Annotated in this window: 11 protein-coding genes; 2 read left to right on the top strand and 9 right to left on the bottom strand. The window is 73.0% G+C overall.

What is annotated here, in order from left to right; all coding sequences use genetic code 11:
- Positions 1 to 13: 13 nt before the first annotated feature.
- Positions 14 to 2,902 carry a vitamin B12-dependent ribonucleotide reductase gene (locus tag ACZ49B_RS12045; protein WP_468303842.1) on the bottom strand — a complete coding sequence of 963 codons (2,889 nt, stop codon included), beginning with the start codon at positions 2,900 to 2,902 and terminating at the stop codon, positions 14 to 16.
- A gap of 129 nt (positions 2,903 to 3,031) precedes the next feature.
- A complete protein-coding gene (nrdR, locus tag ACZ49B_RS12050) occupies positions 3,032 to 3,544 on the bottom strand; it encodes a transcriptional regulator NrdR (RefSeq protein WP_468303845.1) in 513 nt (170 codons plus the stop codon).
- Between the two features lie 469 nt (positions 3,545 to 4,013).
- Here nrdR and lexA point away from each other — a divergent pair, with 469 nt between their 5' ends.
- Positions 4,014 to 4,805: a transcriptional repressor LexA gene (lexA, locus tag ACZ49B_RS12055; protein WP_030301390.1), complete on the top strand. Its 792-nt coding sequence runs from the start codon at positions 4,014 to 4,016 to the stop codon at positions 4,803 to 4,805.
- A gap of 153 nt (positions 4,806 to 4,958) precedes the next feature.
- Here the strand turns inward: lexA and ACZ49B_RS12060 are convergent, their stop codons facing one another.
- From ACZ49B_RS12060 to ACZ49B_RS12080, 5 genes are all read right to left on the bottom strand, one after another.
- A complete protein-coding gene (locus ACZ49B_RS12060; protein ID WP_468303848.1) occupies positions 4,959 to 6,929 on the bottom strand; it encodes an ATP-dependent DNA helicase in 1,971 nt (656 codons plus the stop codon).
- Between the two features lie 52 nt (positions 6,930 to 6,981).
- Positions 6,982 to 8,871: an IucA/IucC family protein gene (locus ACZ49B_RS12065; protein WP_468303850.1), complete on the bottom strand. Its 1,890-nt coding sequence runs from the start codon at positions 8,869 to 8,871 to the stop codon at positions 6,982 to 6,984.
- Positions 8,872 to 8,966: 95 nt separating this feature from the next.
- Complete coding sequence (locus tag ACZ49B_RS12070; RefSeq protein WP_468303853.1) at positions 8,967 to 9,686, bottom strand: GNAT family N-acetyltransferase; 720 nt, start codon at positions 9,684 to 9,686, stop codon at positions 8,967 to 8,969.
- A 6-nt stretch (positions 9,687 to 9,692) separates the two neighbouring features.
- On the bottom strand, positions 9,693 to 11,663 hold the full coding sequence (locus ACZ49B_RS12075) for an IucA/IucC family protein (RefSeq protein WP_468303982.1): 1,971 nt from the start codon (positions 11,661 to 11,663) through the stop codon (positions 9,693 to 9,695).
- A 3,172-nt stretch (positions 11,664 to 14,835) separates the two neighbouring features.
- Positions 14,836 to 16,272 carry a diaminobutyrate--2-oxoglutarate transaminase family protein gene (locus tag ACZ49B_RS12080; RefSeq protein ID WP_468303856.1) on the bottom strand — a complete coding sequence of 479 codons (1,437 nt, stop codon included), beginning with the start codon at positions 16,270 to 16,272 and terminating at the stop codon, positions 14,836 to 14,838.
- Positions 16,273 to 16,523: 251 nt separating this feature from the next.
- On the opposite strand from ACZ49B_RS12080, the gene ACZ49B_RS12085 reads away from it, so the two are divergent.
- On the top strand, positions 16,524 to 17,699 hold the full coding sequence (locus ACZ49B_RS12085) for a trypsin-like serine peptidase (RefSeq protein ID WP_468303858.1): 1,176 nt from the start codon (positions 16,524 to 16,526) through the stop codon (positions 17,697 to 17,699).
- An 82-nt stretch (positions 17,700 to 17,781) separates the two neighbouring features.
- Here ACZ49B_RS12085 and hflX read toward each other — a convergent pair whose 3' ends face one another.
- The gene (hflX, locus tag ACZ49B_RS12090; RefSeq protein WP_468303861.1) at positions 17,782 to 19,287 is read right to left on the bottom strand and encodes a GTPase HflX; all 1,506 of its coding nucleotides are present in this window, start codon (positions 19,285 to 19,287) and stop codon (positions 17,782 to 17,784) included.
- 141 nt (positions 19,288 to 19,428) lie between these two features.
- The gene (locus ACZ49B_RS12095) at positions 19,429 to 20,874 is read right to left on the bottom strand and encodes a M1 family metallopeptidase (RefSeq protein ID WP_468303863.1); all 1,446 of its coding nucleotides are present in this window, start codon (positions 20,872 to 20,874) and stop codon (positions 19,429 to 19,431) included.
- Positions 20,875 to 21,013 lie beyond the last annotated feature (139 nt).

Below are 21,013 nucleotides of genomic sequence, written 5' to 3' on the forward strand. Positions count from 1 at the left end.
TGGGCGCCTACTTTCAGCTGCAGCCGCTGGTGGAGCCGCAGCCCTCGCAGATGTAGCAGGAGCCTGCGCGCTGCATCTTCGTACCGCACGAGAAGCAGAGCGGGGCGTCGGCGGAGACGCCCAGCTGCATCTCGACCAGTTCGGCGTTGGAGTGCGCCGTCTTCGGGGCCTGGACCTCGGCGACCGCAGCCGGCTTCGGGGGCGCCGGGACGGCGGCCAGCGGCGCCGACTGGGCCAGGGACTCCGTGTCGAGGTCGTCCTCGAGCGGCTCGTACGAGCCGGTGTCCAGGTGGCGCTGACGCTCCTCGGCGGTGTGGATGCCGAGCGCCGAGCGGGTCTCGAAGGGCAGGAAGTCGAGCGCCAGGCGGCGGAAGATGTAGTCGACGATCGACTGCGCCATCCGCACGTCCGGGTCGTCCGTCATGCCGGCCGGCTCGAAGCGCATGTTCGTGAACTTCGAGACGTACGTCTCCAGCGGGACGCCGTACTGCAGACCGACCGAGACGGCGATGGAGAAGGCGTCCATCATGCCCGCGAGGGTCGAACCCTGCTTGGACATCTTCAGGAAGACCTCGCCCAGGCCGTCGTCCGGGTAGGAGTTCGCGGTCATGTAGCCCTCGGCGCCACCGACCGTGAAGGAGGTGGTGATGCCCGGGCGGCCCTTGGGGAGGCGCTTGCGGACCGGACGGTACTCGATGACCTTCTCGACCGCCGCGCGGATGGTGTCCTCCGCCTTGGCGGTGACCTCCTCCTTCTCCTCTTCCTTCTTCTTCGCGGAGAGGGGCTGGCCGACCTTGCAGTTGTCGCGGTAGATCGCGAGCGCCTTGACGCCCATCTTCCACGCCTCGAAGTAGATCTCCTCGATCTCCTCGACACTCGCCGACTCCGGCATGTTGACCGTCTTCGAGATCGCGCCGGAGATCCAGGGCTGGATCGCGGCCATCATCCGAACGTGGCCCATCGGGGAGATGGAACGCTCGCCCATCGCGCAGTCGAAGATCGAGTAGTGCTCGGTCTTCAGACCCGGGGCGTCGACGACCACACCGTGCTCGGCGATGTGGGCGACGATCGCCTCGATCTGCTCCTCCTGGTAGCCCAGGCGGCGCAGGGCCTGCGGGACGGTGCCGTTGACGATCTGCATCGAGCCGCCGCCGACGAGCTTCTTGAACTTGACCAGGGCCAGGTCCGGCTCGACACCGGTGGTGTCGCAGGACATCGCGAGACCGATGGTGCCGGTCGGCGCGAGGACGGAGGCCTGGGAGTTGCGGAAGCCGTTCTTCTCGCCGAGGCGCAGGACGTCCTGCCAGGCCTCGGTGGCCGCGGCCCAGATCGAGTTGTCCAGGTCGTCGGTGCGCGGCGCGACACCGTTGGCGTCGGCGTGCTGCTTCATGACGCGCTTGTGCGCCTCGGCGTTGCGGGCGTAGCCGTCGTACGGGCCGACGATGGCGGCCAGCTCGGCGGAGCGCTTGTAGGCGGTGCCGGTCATCAGCGAGGTGATCGACGCGGCGAGGGTGCGGCCGCCGTCCGAGTCGTACGCGTGGCCGGTCGCCATCAGCAGGGCGCCGAGGTTGGCGTAGCCGATGCCCAGCTGGCGGAAGGCGCGGGTGTTCTCGCCGATCTTCTGCGTCGGGAAGTCCGCGAAGCAGATCGAGATGTCCATCGCGGTGATGACGAGCTCGACGACCTTGGCGAAGCGCTCGGCGTCGAAGGACTGGTTGCCCTTGCCGTCGTCGTTCAGGAACTTCATCAGGTTCAGCGAGGCGAGGTTGCAGGACGTGTTGTCCAGGTGCATGTACTCGCTGCACGGGTTGGACGCGGTGATGCGGCCGGACTCGGGGCAGGTGTGCCAGTTGTTGATCACACCGTCGTACTGGATGCCCGGGTCGGCGCAGGCCCACGCGGCCTCGGCCAGCTTGCGGAAGAGCGCCTTGGCGTCGACCTTCTCGATGACCTCGCCGGTCATGCGGGCGCGCAGGCCGAACTCGGTGCCGTTCTCGACGGCCGTCATGAACTCGTCGTTCACGCGGACGGAGTTGTTGGCGTTCTGGTACTGGACGGACGTGATGTCGTCGCCGCCCAGGTCCATGTCGAAGCCCGCGTCGCGCAGGGCGCGGATCTTCTCCTCTTCCTTCACCTTGGTGGCGATGAAGTCCTCGACGTCCGGGTGGTCCACGTCCAGGACGACCATCTTGGCCGCGCGGCGGGTGGCGCCGCCCGACTTGATCGTTCCAGCGGATGCGTCGGCGCCGCGCATGAAGGAAACCGGGCCGGAGGCGTTGCCACCGGACGAGAGGAGCTCCTTGGAGGAGCGGATGCGGGAGAGGTTCAGGCCGGCGCCGGAGCCGCCCTTGAAGATCATGCCCTCTTCCTTGTACCAGTCGAGGATCGACTCCATGGAGTCGTCGACGGCCAGGATGAAGCAGGCGGAGACCTGCTGCGGCTGGGGCGTGCCGACGTTGAACCACACCGGTGAGTTGAAGCTGAAGATCTGGTGCAGGAGGGCGTAGGTCAGCTCGTGCTCGAAGATCTCCGCGTCGGCGGGGGACGCGAAGTAGTCGTGGTCCTCGCCGGCCTTCGTGTACGTCTTCACGATGCGGTCGATGAGCTGCTTGAGGCCGGTCTCGCGCTGCGGGGTGCCGACCGCCCCGCGGAAGTACTTGCTGGTGACGATGTTGACCGCGTTCACCGACCAGAAGTCGGGGAACTCGACGCCACGCTGCTCGAAGTTCACCGAGCCGTCGCGCCAGTTGGTCATGACGACGTCACGGCGCTCCCAGCTCACCTCGTCGTACGGGTGCACGCCGGGGGTGGTGTGGATGCGCTCGATCCGAAGGCCGCTCTTGGCAGTCTTGGTCCCCTTGGCGCGGGAACCTCGTGCCGAGCTGCTCGCCGTCTCTGTCATGCCGCTTCCTCCCATATGCGGGCAAAAACGCCCTAAAGTGCCAGCGATATTCCGCGGCACGGTCTGTCTTCTATCTACGTTTCTTCGCCTGAGCCCTCCGGGCGGCCGCGCTGCGCTGCGGCCGGCCGGTCAGTCGGCGGCGGAGGCGGGCACCGGGACCGAAGTGGTCCGACGGGGCTCGCACTCTTCGGGGTGAGGCCGTGGCACGCGGAGTTCCGCGATGGCGGTCTCGAAGTCTTCGAGTGTGTCGAACGCCTTGTAAACGGACGCGAACCGGAGGTACGCGACCAGGTCGAGCTCCTGCAACGGGCCGAGTATGGCCAGACCCACGTCATGGGTGGTCAGCTCGGCACTCCCGGTGGCGCGCACCGCCTCCTCGACCCGCTGGCCGAGCTTGGCGAGGGCGTCCTCGGTGACCGGCCGCCCCTGGCACGCTTTGCGCACGCCGGAGATGACCTTGGTACGGCTGAAGGGTTCGGTCACCCCGCTGCGCTTGATCACCATCAGCGAGGCCGTCTCCACCGTCGTGAAACGACGGGAGCAGTCGGGGCACTGACGGCGCCGACGGATCGACGTGCCGTCGTCCGTGGTGCGGCTGTCGACGACGCGGCTGTCGGGGTGCCTGCAGAAGGGGCAGTGCATGGTTCCCTCACCCTCCCTCTTGGCACGACTGAATCACCTCACGAGGCCCCTGAACGACGGGACGGGGTCCCTGTCGGGGGCTCGTGAAGCAGCCACCAGCATATGCGATGCCGAGGGCCTCGACGGACCGAGGACCACAACTTCTGGGCGGCAGCGCACATCCAACCACTAGATCTTGGGTTGTGGTGGATTTGGTTCGTTCCGCGTGTCGTCGAGTCCGCTACCCGGACCCGGGCATTCCCGGTGCCACACTGGGCACGGGACCGGAAGGCGGCGATCCGACCGGGAAGGGTACCGTAAGCAGCGGAGGCGGGATCGAACCCGCGTTCGGCAGACCGATCGTCCATACACCCCTTGATCTGACCACGCTGGACGATCTGCGATTTTTCACTCGAACGTGTGTTTGGCGCAACCTTTCGAAAGCTACTACCGTTGTCCAGCTAGGGAGAACATTTCGAGAGGGGCCGACGTGACCACCACCGCAGACAGTGCCACCATCACTGCCCAGAACCGCTCCCAGAGCCGACTCGAGCCGGTGCATCCCATGAATGACGCAAGCCTGAACCCGGAGGCGGAGCCCGTACGCCCCGCACGATCGCTGCCAGGTCGACCTCCAGGCATCCGCGCCGACAGCTCCGGGCTCACTGACCGGCAGCGGAGGGTCATCGAGGTCATTCGCGATTCGGTGCAGCGTCGGGGCTACCCGCCGTCGATGCGGGAGATCGGCCAGGCGGTCGGCCTGTCCAGCACGTCGTCGGTCGCGCACCAGCTGATGGCCCTCGAGCGCAAGGGCTTCCTGCGCCGGGACCCGCACCGCCCCCGGGCCTACGAGGTCCGCGGATCCGACCAGCCCAGCTCGCAGCCCACGGACACCACCGGCAAGCCCGCCGCCTCGTACGTCCCCCTGGTCGGCCGGATCGCGGCCGGCGGCCCGATCCTCGCCGAGGAGTCGGTGGAGGACGTGTTCCCGCTCCCCCGCCAGCTCGTCGGCGACGGAGAGCTCTTCGTCCTCAAGGTCGTCGGCGACTCGATGATCGAGGCCGCCATCTGCGACGGCGACTGGGTCACGGTCCGTCGCCAGCCCGTCGCGGAGAACGGCGACATCGTGGCCGCGATGCTCGACGGCGAGGCCACCGTCAAGCGCTTCAAGCGCGAGGACGGCCATGTCTGGCTGCTCCCGCACAACGCCGCCTACCAGCCGATCCCCGGCGACGAGGCGACCATCCTCGGCAAGGTCGTCGCGGTACTGCGCCGGGTCTGACCCGCGTCGCTTCCCAGCCAGCCCCCGGGACCCACTGCGCCGGTCCCGGGGGTTGTTTCGTTCTTTGCGGCTGAACCGCCGCCGCTCTCGCGGATGTGGTTGCTCGCCGTTCGGGTTGCTCCATTGATGGTCGCTACTCGTGCTCCCTGAGAACTATTTGCCATCAGCCTGAGCGGCAGCGTCGATCGCGGCCAGCGAGCGGCGGGCCTGGTTGCGGTCCGTGGTGTACCAGAAGTCCGGCAGCGTGGCCCGCAGGAAGGTCCCGTACCGGGCCGTGGCCAGCCGGGGGTCCAGGACCGCGACGACACCCCGGTCGTCGCCGGCCCGTACGAGCCGGCCCGCGCCCTGGGCCATCAGGAGCGCCGCATGCGTGGCCGCGACGGCCATGAAGCCGTTGCCGCCGTGCTCCTCGACCGACTTCTGCCGGGCGCTCATCAGCGGGTCGTCGGGACGCGGGAACGGGATCCGGTCCATGACCACGAGCTGGCAGCTGGGACCGGGCACGTCCACGCCCTGCCAGAGCGACAGCGTTCCGAACAGGCAGGTCTTCGGGTCCGCCGCGAAAGCCTTGATCAGCTCGCCCAGCGTCTCCTCGCCCTGGAGCAGGATCGGGTTGTCCAGCCGCCCGCGCAGCTCCTCGGCGGCGGCCTTGGCGCCCCGCATGGAGGAGAACAGGCCGAGGGTGCGGCCGCCGGCCGCCTCGATCAGCTCGGCGAGCTCGTCCATCATGTCGCCGCGGGTGCCCTCCCGGCCGGGCGTGGCCAGGTGCTTCGCGACGTAGAGGATGCCCTGCTTGGGGTAGTCGAACGGCGAGCCGACGTCCAGGCCCTTCCAGACCGGCGCGTCGTCCCCCTCGACCCCTTCGGGAGACAGGCCCAGCGAGGCGGCGACCCCGTTGAAGTCGCCGCCCAGCTTGAGGGTCGCCGAGGTCAGGACCACCGAGCGGTCCTCGAACAGCTTTTCGCGCAGCAGCCCGGAAACCGACAGCGGGGCGACCCGGAGGGTCGCACCGAAGCGGTCGTGCCGCTCGTACCAGACCACGTCGTACTCGGAGCGCAGCAGGATCCGCTCGGCCACCCCGTGGACGCTCTCCACCGCGGCCAGGGCCTGCTTGCGGACGGCGTCCTCGTCGTGGACGGACTTGTCGCGGGTCGCACCGATCGCCGAGATGACGTTGCGCGCCGCGTCCCGCAGGGCCGCCAGCGCGTAGCCGAGGTCCTCGGGGACCTCCTCCAGCCGGCCCGGCAGGGCCAGCTCCATGACCCGCTCGAAGGACTCGGACGCCGTCTGCAGCGAGTCCGCGGTCTTCTCGTCGACCAGCTTGGCCGCGCGCTTCACGGCGCGGTTGACCTGGCCCGGGGTGAGCTCGCCGGTCGCGACCCCCGTCACCCGGGAGACCAGCTCGTGCGCCTCGTCCACGATCAGCACCTCGTGCTGCGGCAGCACCGGCGCACCCTCGATGGCGTCGATGGCCAGCAGCGCGTGGTTGGTGACGACCACGTCGGCGAGCTTGGCCCGCTCGCGCGCAGCCTCGGCGAAGCACTCGGCGCCGTACGCGCACTTCGTCGCGCCCAGGCACTCCCGGGAGGAGACGGAGATCTGCGACCAGGCCTTGTCCGAGACGCCCGGGGTCAGGTCGTCCCGGTCGCCGGTCTCGGTCTCGTCGGCCCAGTCGCGCAGGCGCAGCAGGTCCTGGCCGAGCTTGCTGGTGGGCGCGGCCGCCTCGAACTGGTCGAAGAGGCCCTCCTCCTCGTCCTGCGGCGCGCCCTCGTGGAGCCGGTGCAGGCACAGGTAGTTGGACCGGCCCTTGAGCATGGCGAACTGCGGGCGGCGGCGGAGCTGCGGATGCAGCGCGTCGACCGTCCGGGGCAGGTCGCGCTCGACCAGCTGCCGCTGGAGGGCGAGGGTGGCGGTGGCGACGACCACGCGCTCGCCGTGCGCGAGGGCCGGCACCAGGTAGCCGAGGGACTTGCCGGTGCCGGTGCCGGCCTGGATGAGCCGGTGCGTGTTGTCGTCGATCGCTTCGGCGACGGCTTCGGCCATGGCCACCTGGCCGGGCCGCTCCGTGCCGCCGACGGCGGAGACGGCGGCGTGCAGCAGGTCGGGGAGGGAGGGCTTCGTCATAGCAATGACAACCCTACGGGGCGCCACCGACAGTGACCGCCACGATGATGGTTCATGGCCGGTACAAGGGGTTGGGCACGGTGCCGTACTCCACCGCGTGAGGCCGGTCGGGGCGGTCGCGGTAGCCGTCCTCGTACAGCCGGTTCCGGTTCAGGCAGAGCCGCCCGATGCGCTCGCCGAGCAGGTCGAAGAGCTCGTAGCGCTCCTTGAGCTCGGGGAAGCGGGCCTGGTGGCGCAGGATCTCCGCCCGTACGAGCGACCAGAACTCCTGCTCCGGGACGCCGAGCCGGTCCTCGCACAGGGCGGAGAGGTAGCGGAAGACTCCGACGAAGAGACCGGAGTGGATGTACTGCGGCAGGAAGTCCGCGGGCTTGTCGCGCAGCGCGGCGCGGACCTCGGCGGGCACGGAGGCGAGCTCGGGCAGCGGCTCGCGGCAGATGTTGACCTCGCCCACGAAGTCCTTGAGGGCGAGGCGGGCGGGGACGTCGCACCCGTCGAAGATCACGGTGGTGTTCTCGCCGTGCGGGGAGAAGACGGTGCCGTAGCGGTAGAGGAAGTGGAGCAGCGGGGGCAGCAGGGCGGCGAAGAGCCGCTGGAGCCAGCGGCCCGGGGTGAGCCCGGAGCGGGCGACGAGCTCGGCGGTGAAGGACCGGCCGCGCGGGTCGACGTGGAGGAGGGAGGCGAGCGTACGGGCCCGCTCACCGGGGGCGAGCCGGCCGGTCAGGGGCTCGCGCCAGATCGCGCCGAGGAGCTCCTTGTACTGGTACGGGGCCTCGGGGAGCTCGTCGTAGACGGGGTGGCGGACGGTGACCGAGGCGACCTCGCCGAGGAGGACCACCCCGCATTCGTCGCGCAGGAAGGGGTCGGCGTCGTGGAGGGACCGGATCCAGGCCGTGACGGCGGGGGCGGCGGCGGACTGGTCGGAGGGCAGGCCGCGCCAGACGAGGGTGTTGAAGACGGAGAGCGGCAGTTTGAGGCTGTGCCGGTCGGGGCGGGAGAGGTTGAGGAAGGTGCGGACCGACTGCTGGGGGATGCGTATGTCGGGGTCGGCGGGGAGCGGCACCAGGGCGCCGGAGGCGAGGGCGGGCGCGAAGAGGGGGAGCACGACCTCGTCCCACTGCCAGGGGTGGACCGGGAGGTAGAGGTAGCCGAGCGGGTCGAGGCCGCGGGCGCGCAGCGTCTGGTCGAAGGCGGCCCGGGTGACGGGGTCGAGTTCCTGGGCGTAGAGCCGCGCGGGGTCCTCCAGGCCGGCGGTGCCGCTGTAGGCCGCGAGCGAGGTGTGGGCGGCGAGCCAGGGCAGCCGCTGGCGGGTACGGGCCTCGGGGGCCCAGGCGGCGGTGTCGGCGGCGGACAGTCCCAGGCGGCCTTTGTTGAGGACGAGCCAGGGGTGGCCGGTCTGGTGGCCTTCGAGCTCGGCGTGGTCGAGATCGGCGAGGACGTCGGCGGTGAGGGCGGTGTGGTCGATGCGGGCGTCGGCGGCGAGGGTGGCGCTGAGCTCGCGGACCAGGTGGCCGAGGGTGGCGCCGTCGAGGCCGAGGAGGGTGCGGGTACGGATCAAGAAGGCGTACGGGTCCGCGAAGGCGGTCGGGGGCTCCGGCGACGGGGGCTCCGGCGACGGGGGCGGCGGGGTGAGGGTGATGGTGTCGGGGGCGACGTGCCAGCTGCCGTACGCGCGGCGGCGGGCCCGGAAGCCGAGGCTGCTGCCGTCGTCGAGGGCCAGCTGCCAGGCGTCGCCGGAGGTGGTGCCCGGGGCCGGGACGGGCCTGACGATCTCCTCGTACGCGAACTCGCCCAGCATCTTGGCGAGCAGCCGGCGGGCGGCGGACTCCCAGGTCGCGCCGTTGAGCTCGGGCGGCGTGCAGGGGTGCTGGGGGGACGGCGGAACGGCGGCGTCCGAAAGGTGGGGGCCGGTGGAGTCGGGGGTGGCGGGGAAATTCGGCACGGGACTCCTCGGGGATCGGGAACTTTGCTGCGCGACGCAGAGTTTTCGAAGGGTGAGGCGTGGAGCGGCGGGATCCGGGGACTTGGGGCGGCAATTCAGATGAGATTGCGCAGCGCCCGCTCCCGGATCATCAAGGCGGCGCGCTTCTCGGGGAGGTCGATCTCCGCGGAACAGCGGAATCCGGAATTGAGAAAGGCTGAGACGGAGGGGGTGTTGCGGATGTCCGGTTCGGCGATCACGCGGGTGCAGCGGGGGCGGTTGTCGAGCACGAGGTTGGCGACGGCGCGCAGCAGGGCGGTGCCCAGACCGCGGCCGCGGTTCGTGCCGTCTCCGATGAGCAGGTGGATACCCGTGTCGTGGGGACGCGCCGGGTAGTGGCGGGAGAGCGGGTCGAGATCGGCCCGGTAGATCTCCCAGTAGCTCATCGGCGTGCCGTCGAGGAGGCCGAGGCAGGGGATGCTGTGGCCGTTCCCGTCGAGCTGGGTCCGCAGGTGGGTGGCGGTGACGGCGGCGGGACCGGCGAGCTCCCAGTAGGCGGCCACCTCGGGGTCGTTCATCCAGCCGGTGAGCAGCGCCAGGTCGCGGCCGAGGCGTACGGGTTCGAGGCGGAAGGCTCCGGCGGGCGTGGGGGCCGGGCCCCATCCGGCCGGGGAGTCGAGGAGTTCGGCCTCGGCGAGCAGGGGCAGCAGCCGGGGGGTGAGCCGTCGTCCGGGGATGCGGGTCCCGAGGGCGGCGGTGGCGATGGCGGTGCCGATTGCCGTGGGGGCGGCGGTGACGGGGGCGAGGGCTGTGGTGGAGGTGTCGGTGGAGGGCATCGGCACTCAATCGTGGAGGGGGTTGGTGAGGGTGACGTAGACGGACTGGGAGTCGACGGGGCCGACGAGTTCGTCGAGGCCGCCCAGGCGGGTGAGCAGGTTCGCCTTGCAGCGCAGGGTGGGTGAGTCGAGCAGCCGCGCGGGGAGCGGTCCGAGTCCGGAGGCCTTGCCGAGGAACCGGCGGAAGGCGGCGAGCAGGACGCGCTCGTCGGCGAGCCGCTGGGATCCGAAGGCGCCGATGAGGCCGAGCACGTTGTTGATGCCGAGGTAGTAGGCGAAGCGTTCGTCGGTGACGGCGTCGGAGACGAAGGTGTCGCTGGCGCTGCCGATACCGGGGAGCCGGCGCTCGAGTTCCGCGCGGTGGGACGCGCGGAAGTAGTAGCCCTGGTTGTCGCGGTAGCGGCCGCCGACCGGCCAGCCGGCCGGGTCGAGGAGGACCAGCGTGTTCTGCTGGTGCGCTTCGAGGGCGATTCCGGCGAGCGCGTCGAAGGCGAGCACCGGCAGGACGACGTGCTCGAGGTAGCGCAGGAACCACTCGGCGGCGACTGCGGAGGTCGTGCGCCCGGTGGTGGCGGCGAGCCGGGAGACGGCCTCGGCGAGTCGGGAGCGCATGGTGGTCCGGCCCGGCCACGGGCGGGGCGCGGTGAGTGCGGCGATGCAGACGGCGTCGTCGTGGGAGCGGAAGGGGTTGTGACGCAGCACGGCGTCGAGTCCGGGGACGGGGGTGCCGTCCGGGGCGTCGACGGCGATCCAGGCGGGGTCGCGCACGATGTCGAAGCCGGGGTGGGCCGCCTGCCACTGTTCCGCGAGGCCGGTGCGGAGCAGCCGGTGCACCTCGACGCCGCGGTGGAGTTCCTTGCGGAGGTTCTCGCGGCGGGAGTTGGTGATGCGCAGGCCCAGGGAGAGCTTGAGCATCGCGGGGGTGCCGGGGCGGTGGACGGTACGGACGGAGGAGGTGGGGTACCAGGGCTCGCCGTACGGGCCCAGGTCGTGCAGGAGCCCGGCGTCGCGGAGGGCGGTGACGGCGGGACGCCGGAGCAGGTCGCCGGCCTGCCAGGGGTGCAGGGGAAGGGGGGTCGTGCCGTCGGGCAGCGGAAGTCCGGGGGCGAGCCGGCCGAGCAGCCGGGCGGCGGAGACGGGGCGGCCGCGTTCGGTCCAGGCGGAGTCGGTGGCGAGGACGGAGGGTTCGACGGCGAGCCAGTGCAGGGGGAAGGAGCCGTGGAGTTCGGGTGAGTAGCGGCGTGCTTCGGTCTCGGAAAGTCCTTCGCGGCTCTTCGGGTCCGGCTGGAGGGGGTGGCCGAGGAGCAGGGACTGTTCGGCGGTGAGGAAAAGGTCCCCGGCGACGGGTTCGGGCGGGGTGGGGCGTTCGCGCCGGTCGGCGATGAACTCGGCGGTGCGGCGCACCGAGTCGGCGACCCGGCCGACGAGGTCCGCGCCGCCGCGGCCGCCGCTGTCGCCCTCGCGGGCGAGCAGTGAGGCGAGGGTGACGGCGTCGACGGCCGGGGCGTGGGCGGGTGCGCCTTCGAGCCGGGCGGGGGCGAAGCGGTGCCAGCCCGCCGGGGACCAGTAGCGGACGGCGACGAGCAGGGCGACGCCGGATGCGGGGAGGGGGATGCGGAGCAGGGTTCCGACGGGCCCGTCGGGACGGCCGATGCCGCTTTCGCGGACCCAGCACCGCAGCAGGTTCTCCACCGCCGCGGCCTCGGCGGCGATGGCCGGGTCGGCGTGGTCCAACAGGTCGGGCAGCATGGCGGGTTCGGGCCCGACCTGCCCGCCGGAGCCGACCCGCGCCCGAAGCGTCCCGTCCTTCTGCCGCGGCACGGTGGGCGTTCCCCCCGGCCCGCCCCTCCCCGAGGCACTACCCTCCGGCTCGGGCTCCGGGACCAACCCCCCAAGGCCTCCGGCACGGCCGCCACTCCGGGGACTACCGGGCCCCTCGAGGCCGTCCGTTCCACCGGCCCCGGGGGTCGGCCACAACATGGGCTGCGGGGCCGGAGCGCTCTCCTCCGGCCCGGGGTCCGAGGTGAACCCGCCAAGGCCGCTGGACGCACCGAGGCCGACCGCTCCGCCCCCACCGTCGGCCTTGGTGGTAGGCCGAGGCGTGGCCTGCGCGGCCGAAGCGGTGCCCTCCGGCCCCGGGTCCGAGGGGAACCCGCCAAGACCGCTGGACGCACCGAAGCCGACCGCTCCGCCTACACCGTCGGCCTTGGTGGTAGGCCGAGGCGTGGCCTGCGCGGCCGAAGCGGGGCCCTCCGGCCCCGGGTCCGAGGGGAACCCGCCAAGACCGCTGGGGACACCGAGGCGGGCCGCTCCGCCCCCACCGTCGGCCTCGGTGGTAGGCCGAGGCGTGGCCTGCGGGGCCGAAGCGGTGCCCTCCGGCAAGGCCTCGTGGGCGGACCGGACAACACCGTCGGCACCGCCCGTCCCCTGGGTGCCACCGGGGACAACGGAACCGCCCATCCCTACGACCTGGTCGGCGCCGCCCCCCTGGCAGCCCGACCCACCAGGGGCACCGAGGCCATGGCCGGCGCCGCCAGTCCCCGGGGCCGGCCATGGGGTGGCCTGCGAGCCCGCGCCCAGGGGGGCTTGTGGGGCCGTGCCGGAGTCCGCCGACTCCGACCACTCCGCCGACTCCGGCGCGTGGCCGCCCTGCGCGGTGGAGCCGTCGCCGCTCCCGGCGGCACCGGGACTGGCGGTCCCTGAGGTCTCGTCGGCCCAGCTCCCACTCGGGCCGTCGGACCCACCGGGGACCCCGGGGCTGCCGGCTCCACCCGGGCCCCTGGTCCCTGGGGCCGGCCATACTGCGGCCTGCAAGGCCGAGTCGGACAGGGTCTGCCGGGCCCGGACGGAGCCCTCCGACTCCACCGGCTCGGGCGCTTGGCTTCCCAGGCTGGTGGCAACGCCGTTCCACGGGACGTCGGGGGCACCGGGGCTGCCCATTCCGGCGGTCCCGTCGGCGCCGCCCGGGAGCGACTTGCCACTGGTCCCGGCCAGACCACCGGAGGCATCGAGGCTTCCGGCCCCGGCGGCCGAAGCAAGCGGGAGCTGCCGGGCCGGGGTGAGGCCCGCCGACTCCGGCTCCTGGGTGGATCCGCCGAGGTGGGTGGCATCGCCCGGGCCGTCCACTGCACCCGTCCCACCAAGGGCACCAGAACCGGGGGGCGGCATCCGATGCGGCTGGGACGTCGAAGCCAACGGGGGCTGGGGGTCCCGGGTCGCCCCCGGCGCCTCCCGCTCCGGCGGGGGCTCGCCGAGGGCGCCGGTGCCTCCGAGCGGGTCGGGCCCGTCCAGGGCGTCGGTCCCGGCAGGGACACCGGACCAGCGCCGCGACCACGGGTGGGCCGGGCCCGACGGCTGCGGCGTGGGCTCTCCGGTGCCGGGAGCCGGCCACACGGTGGGCTTCAGGGACGAGCCCAGCGGCTGCTGGTCCGGTGTCGGGGCAGGACCACCCGGGGCGCCGGTCACAGGAGGCAGCGACCGAAAGGCCTGCGAGGCCGAGCCCACCGTCTCGTGGTCCCGGGCGGAGTCACCGGCCAGGGCGAGCCCGTCCAAGGCGGCAGTGCCAGCAGGTAGCCAGCGGAAGGCCTGCGAGGCCGAACCCTCCGGCTCGTGGTCCGGTGCCGGATCGCCGACCCGGATGGGACCACCTGGGTCACCGGGCGCAAGGGGGAGCTGGCGGGGGGCCTGCAGGGTCGGGCCCGCCGGGTCGTGGTCAGGTGGGGAGTCGGCAGCGGTTCCCGGGAGCAGCCAGCGGGCGGAGCCCGGCTCCGGCTCCGGGGTGGAGCCGGGCTCCGTGCCGCCCGGGCCGGCGGTGGCGGGGGGCCGGTGCGGGGTGGCCTGGGCGGAGCCCGATGACTCCGGCTCCGCCACCGAGCCGCCACGGCTGACCGCGACCGGGCCGGCGGGCCTGCCCGGCCCAGCGGACCCGCCCGGCTCTGCGCGGGTTCCAGGGACGCCAGGCCCGCCCGGGGCGGCGGAGGCGCCAGGCCCACCCGGATCCGCAGGGGCGCCGGGCCGGCCAGAGCTGACGGTGGCGCCCGGCGTACCGAGGGGGGCGGCAGGAGCAGCAGGCCCGCCCGGGTCCGCAGACCTGCCGGGGTCGGCAGGGGCGCCGGGCCTACCCGGGACGACGGAAGCACCGGGCCCGCCCGGACCAGCGGAGGCAGCGGGCCCACCCAGGACGGCAGAGGCGCCAGGCCCGCCCGGATCCGCAGCGGCGCCGGGCCGGACGGGGCTGGCGGTGGCGCCCGGTGTGCCGAGGGGGGCGGCAGGAGCAGCAGGCCCGCCCAGGTCCGCAGACCTACCGGGGTGGGCAGGGGCGCCGGGGCTCCTCGCGGCGGCGGTGCCAGACCCGCCCGGGACGACGGGAGCACCGGGCCCGCCCGGGACAGCGGAGGCGCGCGGCCCGCCCGGGTCCGCAGCCGTAGCGGGCCGGCCCGGGCTGGCGGGGGCAGCGGCGGCAGCGGACCCGCCCGGGACGACGGGGGCGCTGGGGCCGCCCAGGACGGCAGAGGCGCCCGGCCCGCCCAGGACAGCAGAGGCTCCCGGCCCGCCCGGGACGGCGGAGGCGCTGGGGCCGCCCAGGACGGCAGAGGCGCCCGGCCCGCCCAGGACAGCAGAGGCTCCCGGCCCGCCCGGGACGGCGGAGGCGCCGGCTCTGCCCGAGCCGACGGGAGCAGCCGACCCGCCCGGGCCGTTGGGGGAGCCGGGCCCGCCCGGGGCAGCGGAGGCGCACGGCCCACCCGGGTCCCCAGCGGTAGCGGGCCGGCCCGGGCTGGCGGGAGCAGCGGCGGCGGCGGACCCGCCCGGGACGACGGGGGCGCCAAGCCCGTGCGGGACGACGGGGGCACCGGGCCCGCCCGGGCCGGCGGAGGCAGCAGGCCCACCCAGGACGGCAGAGGCGCCCGGCCCACCCGGGACGGCAGAGGCGCCGGCCCTACCCAGGACGGCAGAGGCGCCAGGCGCGCCCGGCCCCGCAGCGGCGGCGGACCCGCCCGCGCCGGCGCCAAGCCCGCCCGGGTCTGCAGGCGCCGCGGGCCGGCCCGGGGTAGCGGCGGCCTGCGGAGCCGCCGACGGGTGGGGGCGTGAGGGGGTGTGCGGGGTGGCGGGGTGGCGGTGCTGCGAGTCGGACATCGCGGGTCCTTGCGGGTCAGTGGAGCCGGCAGGCTGCGGCGGCGGCGGGGATGGCGTCGGCCAGGCGGTCGAGAACGGCGGAGGCCTGTTCGTCGGTGAGGGTCAGCGGAGGCAGCAGGCGGACGACACTGGCGTGGCGGCCGCCGAGTTCGACGATCAGGCCGCGGTTCAGGCACTCCTGACGGACCGCCGCGGCGAGGGCCTGCGCCGCGGCCCCCGTGTCCGGGTCGACGAGTTCGATGCCGATCATCAGACCGCGGCCGCGGACCTCCCCGATGCAGGGATGGTCGGAGCCCAGCCCGCGCAGTGCCGTCAACATCCGCTCGCCCAGGGCCCCGGCGCGCTCGGCGAGACGGTTCTTCCGTACGTACGCCAGGGTCGCGGCCCCGGCCGCCATGGCCAGCTGGTTGCCGCGGAACGTTCCGGCATGCGCCCCGGGGGCCCACACGTCCAGGCCCGACCGGTACACGATCACCGCCAGCGGGAGGCTGCCGCCGATCGCCTTGGACAGGACCATCACGTCCGGCACCACCCCGGCATGGTCGACGCCCCAGAAGGCACCGGTGCGGCCGACGCCCGTCTGCACCTCGTCGGCGATCAGCGGGATCCCCCGGGCCTCGGTGATCTCGCGCATCCGGCGCAGCCACGCGTCCGGGGCCGGGAAGACCCCGCCCTCGCCCTGCACCGGCTCCACGATCATCGCGGCGGGCGTCGGCACCCCGCCCTTGGGGTCGTCCAGCAGGCTCTCCGTCCAACGGGCCCCGAGCCGGGCGCCCTCGGGGCCGCCGACCCCGAACGGGCAGCGGAAGTCCTGCGGGAACGGCAGCCGGGTCACCCGAACGTCCGGGGCTCCGCCCGAGGCACCCAGGGCCCCGGCGGTCATGCCGTGGTAGGCCCCGGTGAAGGCGAGCAGCCCCGGGCGCCCGGTGGCGGTGCGGACCAGCTTGAGCGCGGCCTCCACCGCATCCGTACCGGCGGGCCCGCAGAACTGGATGCGGGCGTCGGCCGCCAGAGCCGGCGGAAGGCAGGCGAACAGCTCCGTGGTGAAGGCGTCCTTGACCGGTGTCGCGAGGTCCAGGACGTGCAGCGGGGCCCCGGAGTCGAGGACGCCCCGCACGGCTTCGAGCACCACCGGGTGGTTGTGCCCCAGCGCGAGGGTGCCGGCGCCGGAGAGGCAGTCCAGGTAGCGCCGCCCGTCCGCACCCTCGATCGTCAGCCCCCGGGCCCGCACGGGGACGATGGGCAGCGAGCGCGCGTACGTCCGGGCGGCGGACTCCCGCAGCGCCTGCCGGCGCAGGATGCCCTCCGCCGTGGCCGGACCGCCGGGTCCCACCGGCCCCGCTGCCCGGCTCCCCTGCGGCGGCACCTGCGCGGCGGCCGCGCCCTGCTCGGTCAAAGCCACGACTGTCGGACCTCCCGCACGGACTGCTCCACCGGATTGCGCCTCGAACATGAACGCTGCTCCCCCATCCCCCGTACGTACCAACGACGGTGGCGGCGGCGGATCACGGGTGGGCCCAAGATCCTTGTCCCGTTCGGAGTTCGGGGCGTCCTTCCGGGACCGGAACCGCGGCCCCGGGCTGTGCCGTCCCCAACGGCAGCGGCATAGTGGGGTGCTGCACTCGGCGGCACGCACCTCGCGTGCCCCGTGCACCTCAACTGCACCGCGTCTCACGCCCAGAATTCACCAGGGGGATTCACGACATGCGACCGAACCGACCGGTCACCGCGATCCTGTGCGCGGCGGCACTCGCCATGACCGCCGCGGCCTGCGGACCCGGCGACGGGGAGGCCGGCGGCGACGCCAAGCCGACCGTGGCGGCGAGCCTCCCGTCCGGAGCCGACGGGATCAAGATCCCGGACCAGCTCAAGGACAAGCTCAAGCAGCACGGCATAGACCTGGAGAAGTGGAAGGGGGGTGCGTGGAAGAACTGGAAGCAGGAGGACTGGCTCCGCGAGGCGGGCGACTACATCAACCCGATCATCGAGGACCTCTGGGACCCGGACCGGATGCGCGAGGCCGACAAGACCCCCCAGCCTCCGGCCGTCGACCAGGACGCCGGCAAGGACCAGGGCGTCACCGACCCGACCCCGGCGCCGGTCCAGGCCAGGGCCGCCAACGCTCCGTACCACACGAGCGTTCCGGTCTCCGGCAAGGTCTTCTTCGACGGCCCCGAGGGCTCCATGGTCTGCTCGGCGACCGTGGTCAAGGACCCGGCCCACCCCGGCAAGTCCAACATGGTCTGGACGGCCGGCCACTGCGTGCACGCGGGCAAGTCCGGCGGCTGGTACCGCAACATCGCCTTCGTCCCGTCGTACAACAACGCGGGCAAGCCGGCGGCGCAGCTCAAGGGCGCCCCGCGCGAGCAGGTGGCCCCGTACGGCGTGTGGTGGAGCGACTGGGCGCAGACCTCGGACCAGTGGATCGCGAGCGGCGGTCCGACCGGTGGCGCGGGCGCCCCGTACGACTTCGCCGTGCTCCACGTGACCCCGGAGAAGCGCACCGGGAAGTCCCTGGAGGAGACCGTGGGGTCGGCGCTCCCGGTGGAGTTCAACGCCCCGGCGGTGCCGAAGGTCGCGAGCATCACGGCGACGGGCTACCCGGCGGCGGCGCCGTTCGACGGCCAGAAGGCCTTCCAGTGCACGGACAAGCCGGGCCGGCTGTCGCTGGCCGCGAGCGCGCCGGTGATGTACCGCATCGGCTGCACGATGACCGGGGGCTCCTCCGGCGGCGGCTGGGTGGCCGCGGGCAGTGACGGCAAGCCGGCGCTGGTGTCGAACACCTCGATCGGCCCCGCCAAGGCGGGCTGGCTGGCCGGACCGCGGCTGGGCCCTGAGGCCAAGGGGATCTTCGACGCCGTGAGCGCCAAGTTCAAGTAGTCCGCACCCACGTACCCACGTGAAGAAACCGAGGGCCCCCTGCATCGCAGGGGGCCCTCGGTTCGTTCTCACCGCGTACGCGTCACCGCTTCGCCGGTACGTACGGCGCCAGGTCCGCCGCCAGTTCCTGGTGGACCCGCACCTTGAGCAGGGTGCCCTCCGGGGTGTGCTCCTCGGAGATCACCTCGCCCTCGGCGTGCGCCCGGGCGACCAGCGAGCCGCGGGTGTACGGCACGAGGGCCTCCACCTCGACCTCGGGCCGCGGCAGTTCGGAGTCGATGAGCCCGAGGAGCTCCTCGATGCCCTGCCCCGTGCGCGCCGAGACGGCGATGGAGTGCCGCTCGATCCGCAGCAGCCGCTGCAGTACGAGCGGATCCGCGGCGTCGGCCTTGTTGATCACCACGATCTCGGGCACGTTGACCGCGCCGACGTCGCGGATGACCTCGCGCACCGCCGCCAGCTGCTCCTCCGGCGCCGGGTGCGAGCCGTCCACGATGTGCAGGATGAGGTCGGAGTCGCCGACCTCCTCCATCGTGGAGCGGAACGCCTCGACCAGGTGGTGGGGCAGGTGCCGGACGAAGCCGACCGTGTCGGCCAGGGTGTAGATCCGGCCGCTGGGCGTCTCGGCCCGGCGCACGGTCGGGTCGAGGGTGGCGAACAGCGCGTTCTCCACCAGTACGCCCGCGCCCGTGAGGCGGTTGAGCAGCGAGGACTTGCCGGCGTTGGTGTAGCCGGCGATGGCGACCGAGGGCACCTTGTTGCGGCGCCGTTCCTGCCGCTTGATGTCGCGGCCGGTCTTCATGTCCGCGATCTCCCGGCGCATCTTCGCCATCTTCTCGCGGATCCGGCGCCGGTCGGTCTCGATCTTGGTCTCACCGGGGCCTCGGGTGGCCATGCCGCCACCGCCGCCGCCACCCATCTGCCGGGACAGCGACGCACCCCAGCCGCGCAGGCGCGGCAGCATGTACTGCATCTGCGCGAGGGCGACCTGCGCCTTGCCCTCTCGGGACTTGGCGTGCTGGGCGAAGATGTCGAGGATCAGGGCGGTCCGGTCGACGACCTTGACCTTGACGACGTCCTCGAGGGCGATGAGCTGGCCAGGGCTGAGCTCGCCGTCGCAGACGACGGTGTCGGCTCCGCTCTCGAGCACGATGTCGCGCAGCTCGCGGGCCTTGCCCGAGCCGATGAAGGTGGCCGGGTCCGGCTTGTCACGGCGCTGGATCACGCCGTCGAGTACGAGGGCGCCCGCCGTCTCGGCGAGGGCGGCGAGCTCCGCGAGGGAGTTCTCGGCGTCCTGCACCGTGCCGGAGGTCCATACGCCCACCAGCACGACGCGCTCGAGGCGCAGCTGCCGGTACTCGACCTCGGTGACGTCTTCGAGCTCGGTGGAGAGGCCGGCCACACGACGCAGCGCCGCGCGCTCGGAGCGCTCGAACTGCTCGCCGTCCCGGTCTCCGTCGACCTCGTGGCTCCAGGCGACGTCCTCTTCCATCAGGGCGTCGGCCCGAAGGCTCTCGGTGAAGCTCTGCGGGTCCGGCACGTCCCGTGCGTCCCGCGCGTCCTGGGAAGGGGAAGAAGAGGAGGTCATTGGATCCTTACGTCGATATCGAATGGGCCGTGGCCACGCGTGAGCGCAACCCTCACACTGTCACGTCCAACGTGTCACATCGCCGGGAGATTCCCCCTGGCGTGCGGCCCTGTCGATGGTGACATGCCCGTTCCCCGCCGGTCACACGCTTTTCGGGCCGCCCCACTCCGGGTGGCCGGGCATCGCCGGGGTCGTCTTCCCGTACAGCCACGGCTTCAGGAAGGCCTCCAGGTCCCGTCCGGCCACGTCCGAGGCGAGGCGTACGAAGTCGTCGGTGCCGGCGGTCCCGTCCCGGTGCTCCGCCACCCAGCGCCGCTCCAGCCGGTCGAAGGCCTTCGCGCCGATCTCCTGCCGCAGGGCGTACAGCACCAGCGCGGCCCCGTCGTAGACCACCGGCCGGAACAGCCCGATCTTCTCTCCGGCGGCGGCGGGCTTCGGCGCGGCCGGGGGCCCGCCGGCCGCCCGCCACTGGTCGGAGCGCTGGTACGCCTCGCGCATGCGCCGCTCCAGGGAGTACTTGCCGAGGCCGTCCGCGTACAGGGCCTCGTACCAGGTGGCGTGCCCCTCGTTGAGCCACAGGTCGGACCAGGTCCGCGGGGTGACGCTGTCGCCGAACCACTGGTGGGCGAGCTCGTGGACCATCACGGCCTCCACGTACCACTCGGGGTAGCCGGCTCCCGAGAACAGGCCGTTCTCGAAGAGCGAGAGGGTCTGCGTCTCCAGCTCGAATCCGGTCTTCGCCCGGGCGATCAGTACGCCGTAGTTCTCGAAGGGGTAGCGGCCGACGCGCTGCTCCATCCACTCGACGTGCCCTGCGGTCTTCTTCAGCCAGGGCTCCAGCCGCTGCCGGTCCGCGGCGGGGACCACGTGGCGCAGTGGCAGCCCGTGCGGACCGGTGCCCGCCACCACAGCGGAGTCGCCGATGGAGACCTGCGCGAGTTCGGTGGCCATCGGGTGCAGGGTCCGGTACGTCCAGGTGGTCGGGCCTGCGGCCCGGGGGGCCGGGAGCGCGCCGGGCACGCCGTTGGCGACGGCGGTGAGACCGGCGGGGGCGGTGATCCGGAAGGTGAAGTACGCCTTGTCCGCCGGGTGGTCGTTGCACGGGAAGACCCGGTGGGCGGCGTCGGCCTGGTTGGCCATGGCCAGGCCGTCGTCGGTGGGCACCCAGCCCCCGTCGGCGATGCCGCGCGGATCGCTGGTGTGCCGGATCGCGATGTGCAGCGGCACGTTGGCCGCGACGGGGCTCGCCGGGGTGAGCACGAGGTCCTCCCCGGCGCTCTCGAACTGCGCCGGCTCGCCGTTGACCTCGGCGGACGCCACCGTTCCGTGGGTGAAGTCCAGGTTGATCCGCTCCAGCGGCTCGAGGGCGCGGGCGTCGATGACGGTGACCGCGTCGAGCGGGCTCTTGTTGTCCTTGTACGTGAAGGACAGGTCGTACGAGAGGACGTCGTACCCGGGGTTCCCGAGCTCGGGGAACAGCGTGTCGCCGATGCCCAGCGGCTTCGGCGGGGGCAGCACGGCGGCGACGAGGGTGAGGGAGGCCGCGGCGAGCAGGGCGGCGCGCAGGCGCGGGGAGGAGAGCTGCATCCCCCACCGCTTACCAGCGCCCGCCGCCCGCCCGGGCACGACGCGCGACGGTTCCACCCGAACGGGACCTTCCGGCGACGCCCCGGCCTAGGGGGTGTCGTCAAAGTAGCGTCGTCCGCCCGTGAGGGCGGGGCCGGCG

The organism is Streptomyces sp. NPDC031132, from assembly GCF_055570595.1.

Excerpts from the sequence above, each read along its gene's own strand:
- ACZ49B_RS12045 (WP_468303842.1), bottom strand. The coding sequence starts at position 2,902 with ATGACAGAGACGGCGAGCAGCTCGGCACGAGGTTCCCGCGCCAAGGGG.
- nrdR (WP_468303845.1), bottom strand. The coding sequence starts at position 3,544 with ATGCACTGCCCCTTCTGCAGGCACCCCGACAGCCGCGTCGTCGACAGC.
- ACZ49B_RS12060 (WP_468303848.1), bottom strand. The coding sequence starts at position 6,929 with ATGACGAAGCCCTCCCTCCCCGACCTGCTGCACGCCGCCGTCTCCGCC.
- ACZ49B_RS12070 (WP_468303853.1), bottom strand. The coding sequence starts at position 9,686 with ATGCCCTCCACCGACACCTCCACCACAGCCCTCGCCCCCGTCACCGCC.
- ACZ49B_RS12080 (WP_468303856.1), bottom strand. The coding sequence starts at position 16,272 with ATGTTCGAGGCGCAATCCGGTGGAGCAGTCCGTGCGGGAGGTCCGACA.
- ACZ49B_RS12085 (WP_468303858.1), top strand. The coding sequence starts at position 16,524 with ATGCGACCGAACCGACCGGTCACCGCGATCCTGTGCGCGGCGGCACTC.
- hflX (WP_468303861.1), bottom strand. The coding sequence starts at position 19,287 with ATGACCTCCTCTTCTTCCCCTTCCCAGGACGCGCGGGACGCACGGGAC.
- ACZ49B_RS12095 (WP_468303863.1), bottom strand. The coding sequence starts at position 20,874 with ATGCAGCTCTCCTCCCCGCGCCTGCGCGCCGCCCTGCTCGCCGCGGCC.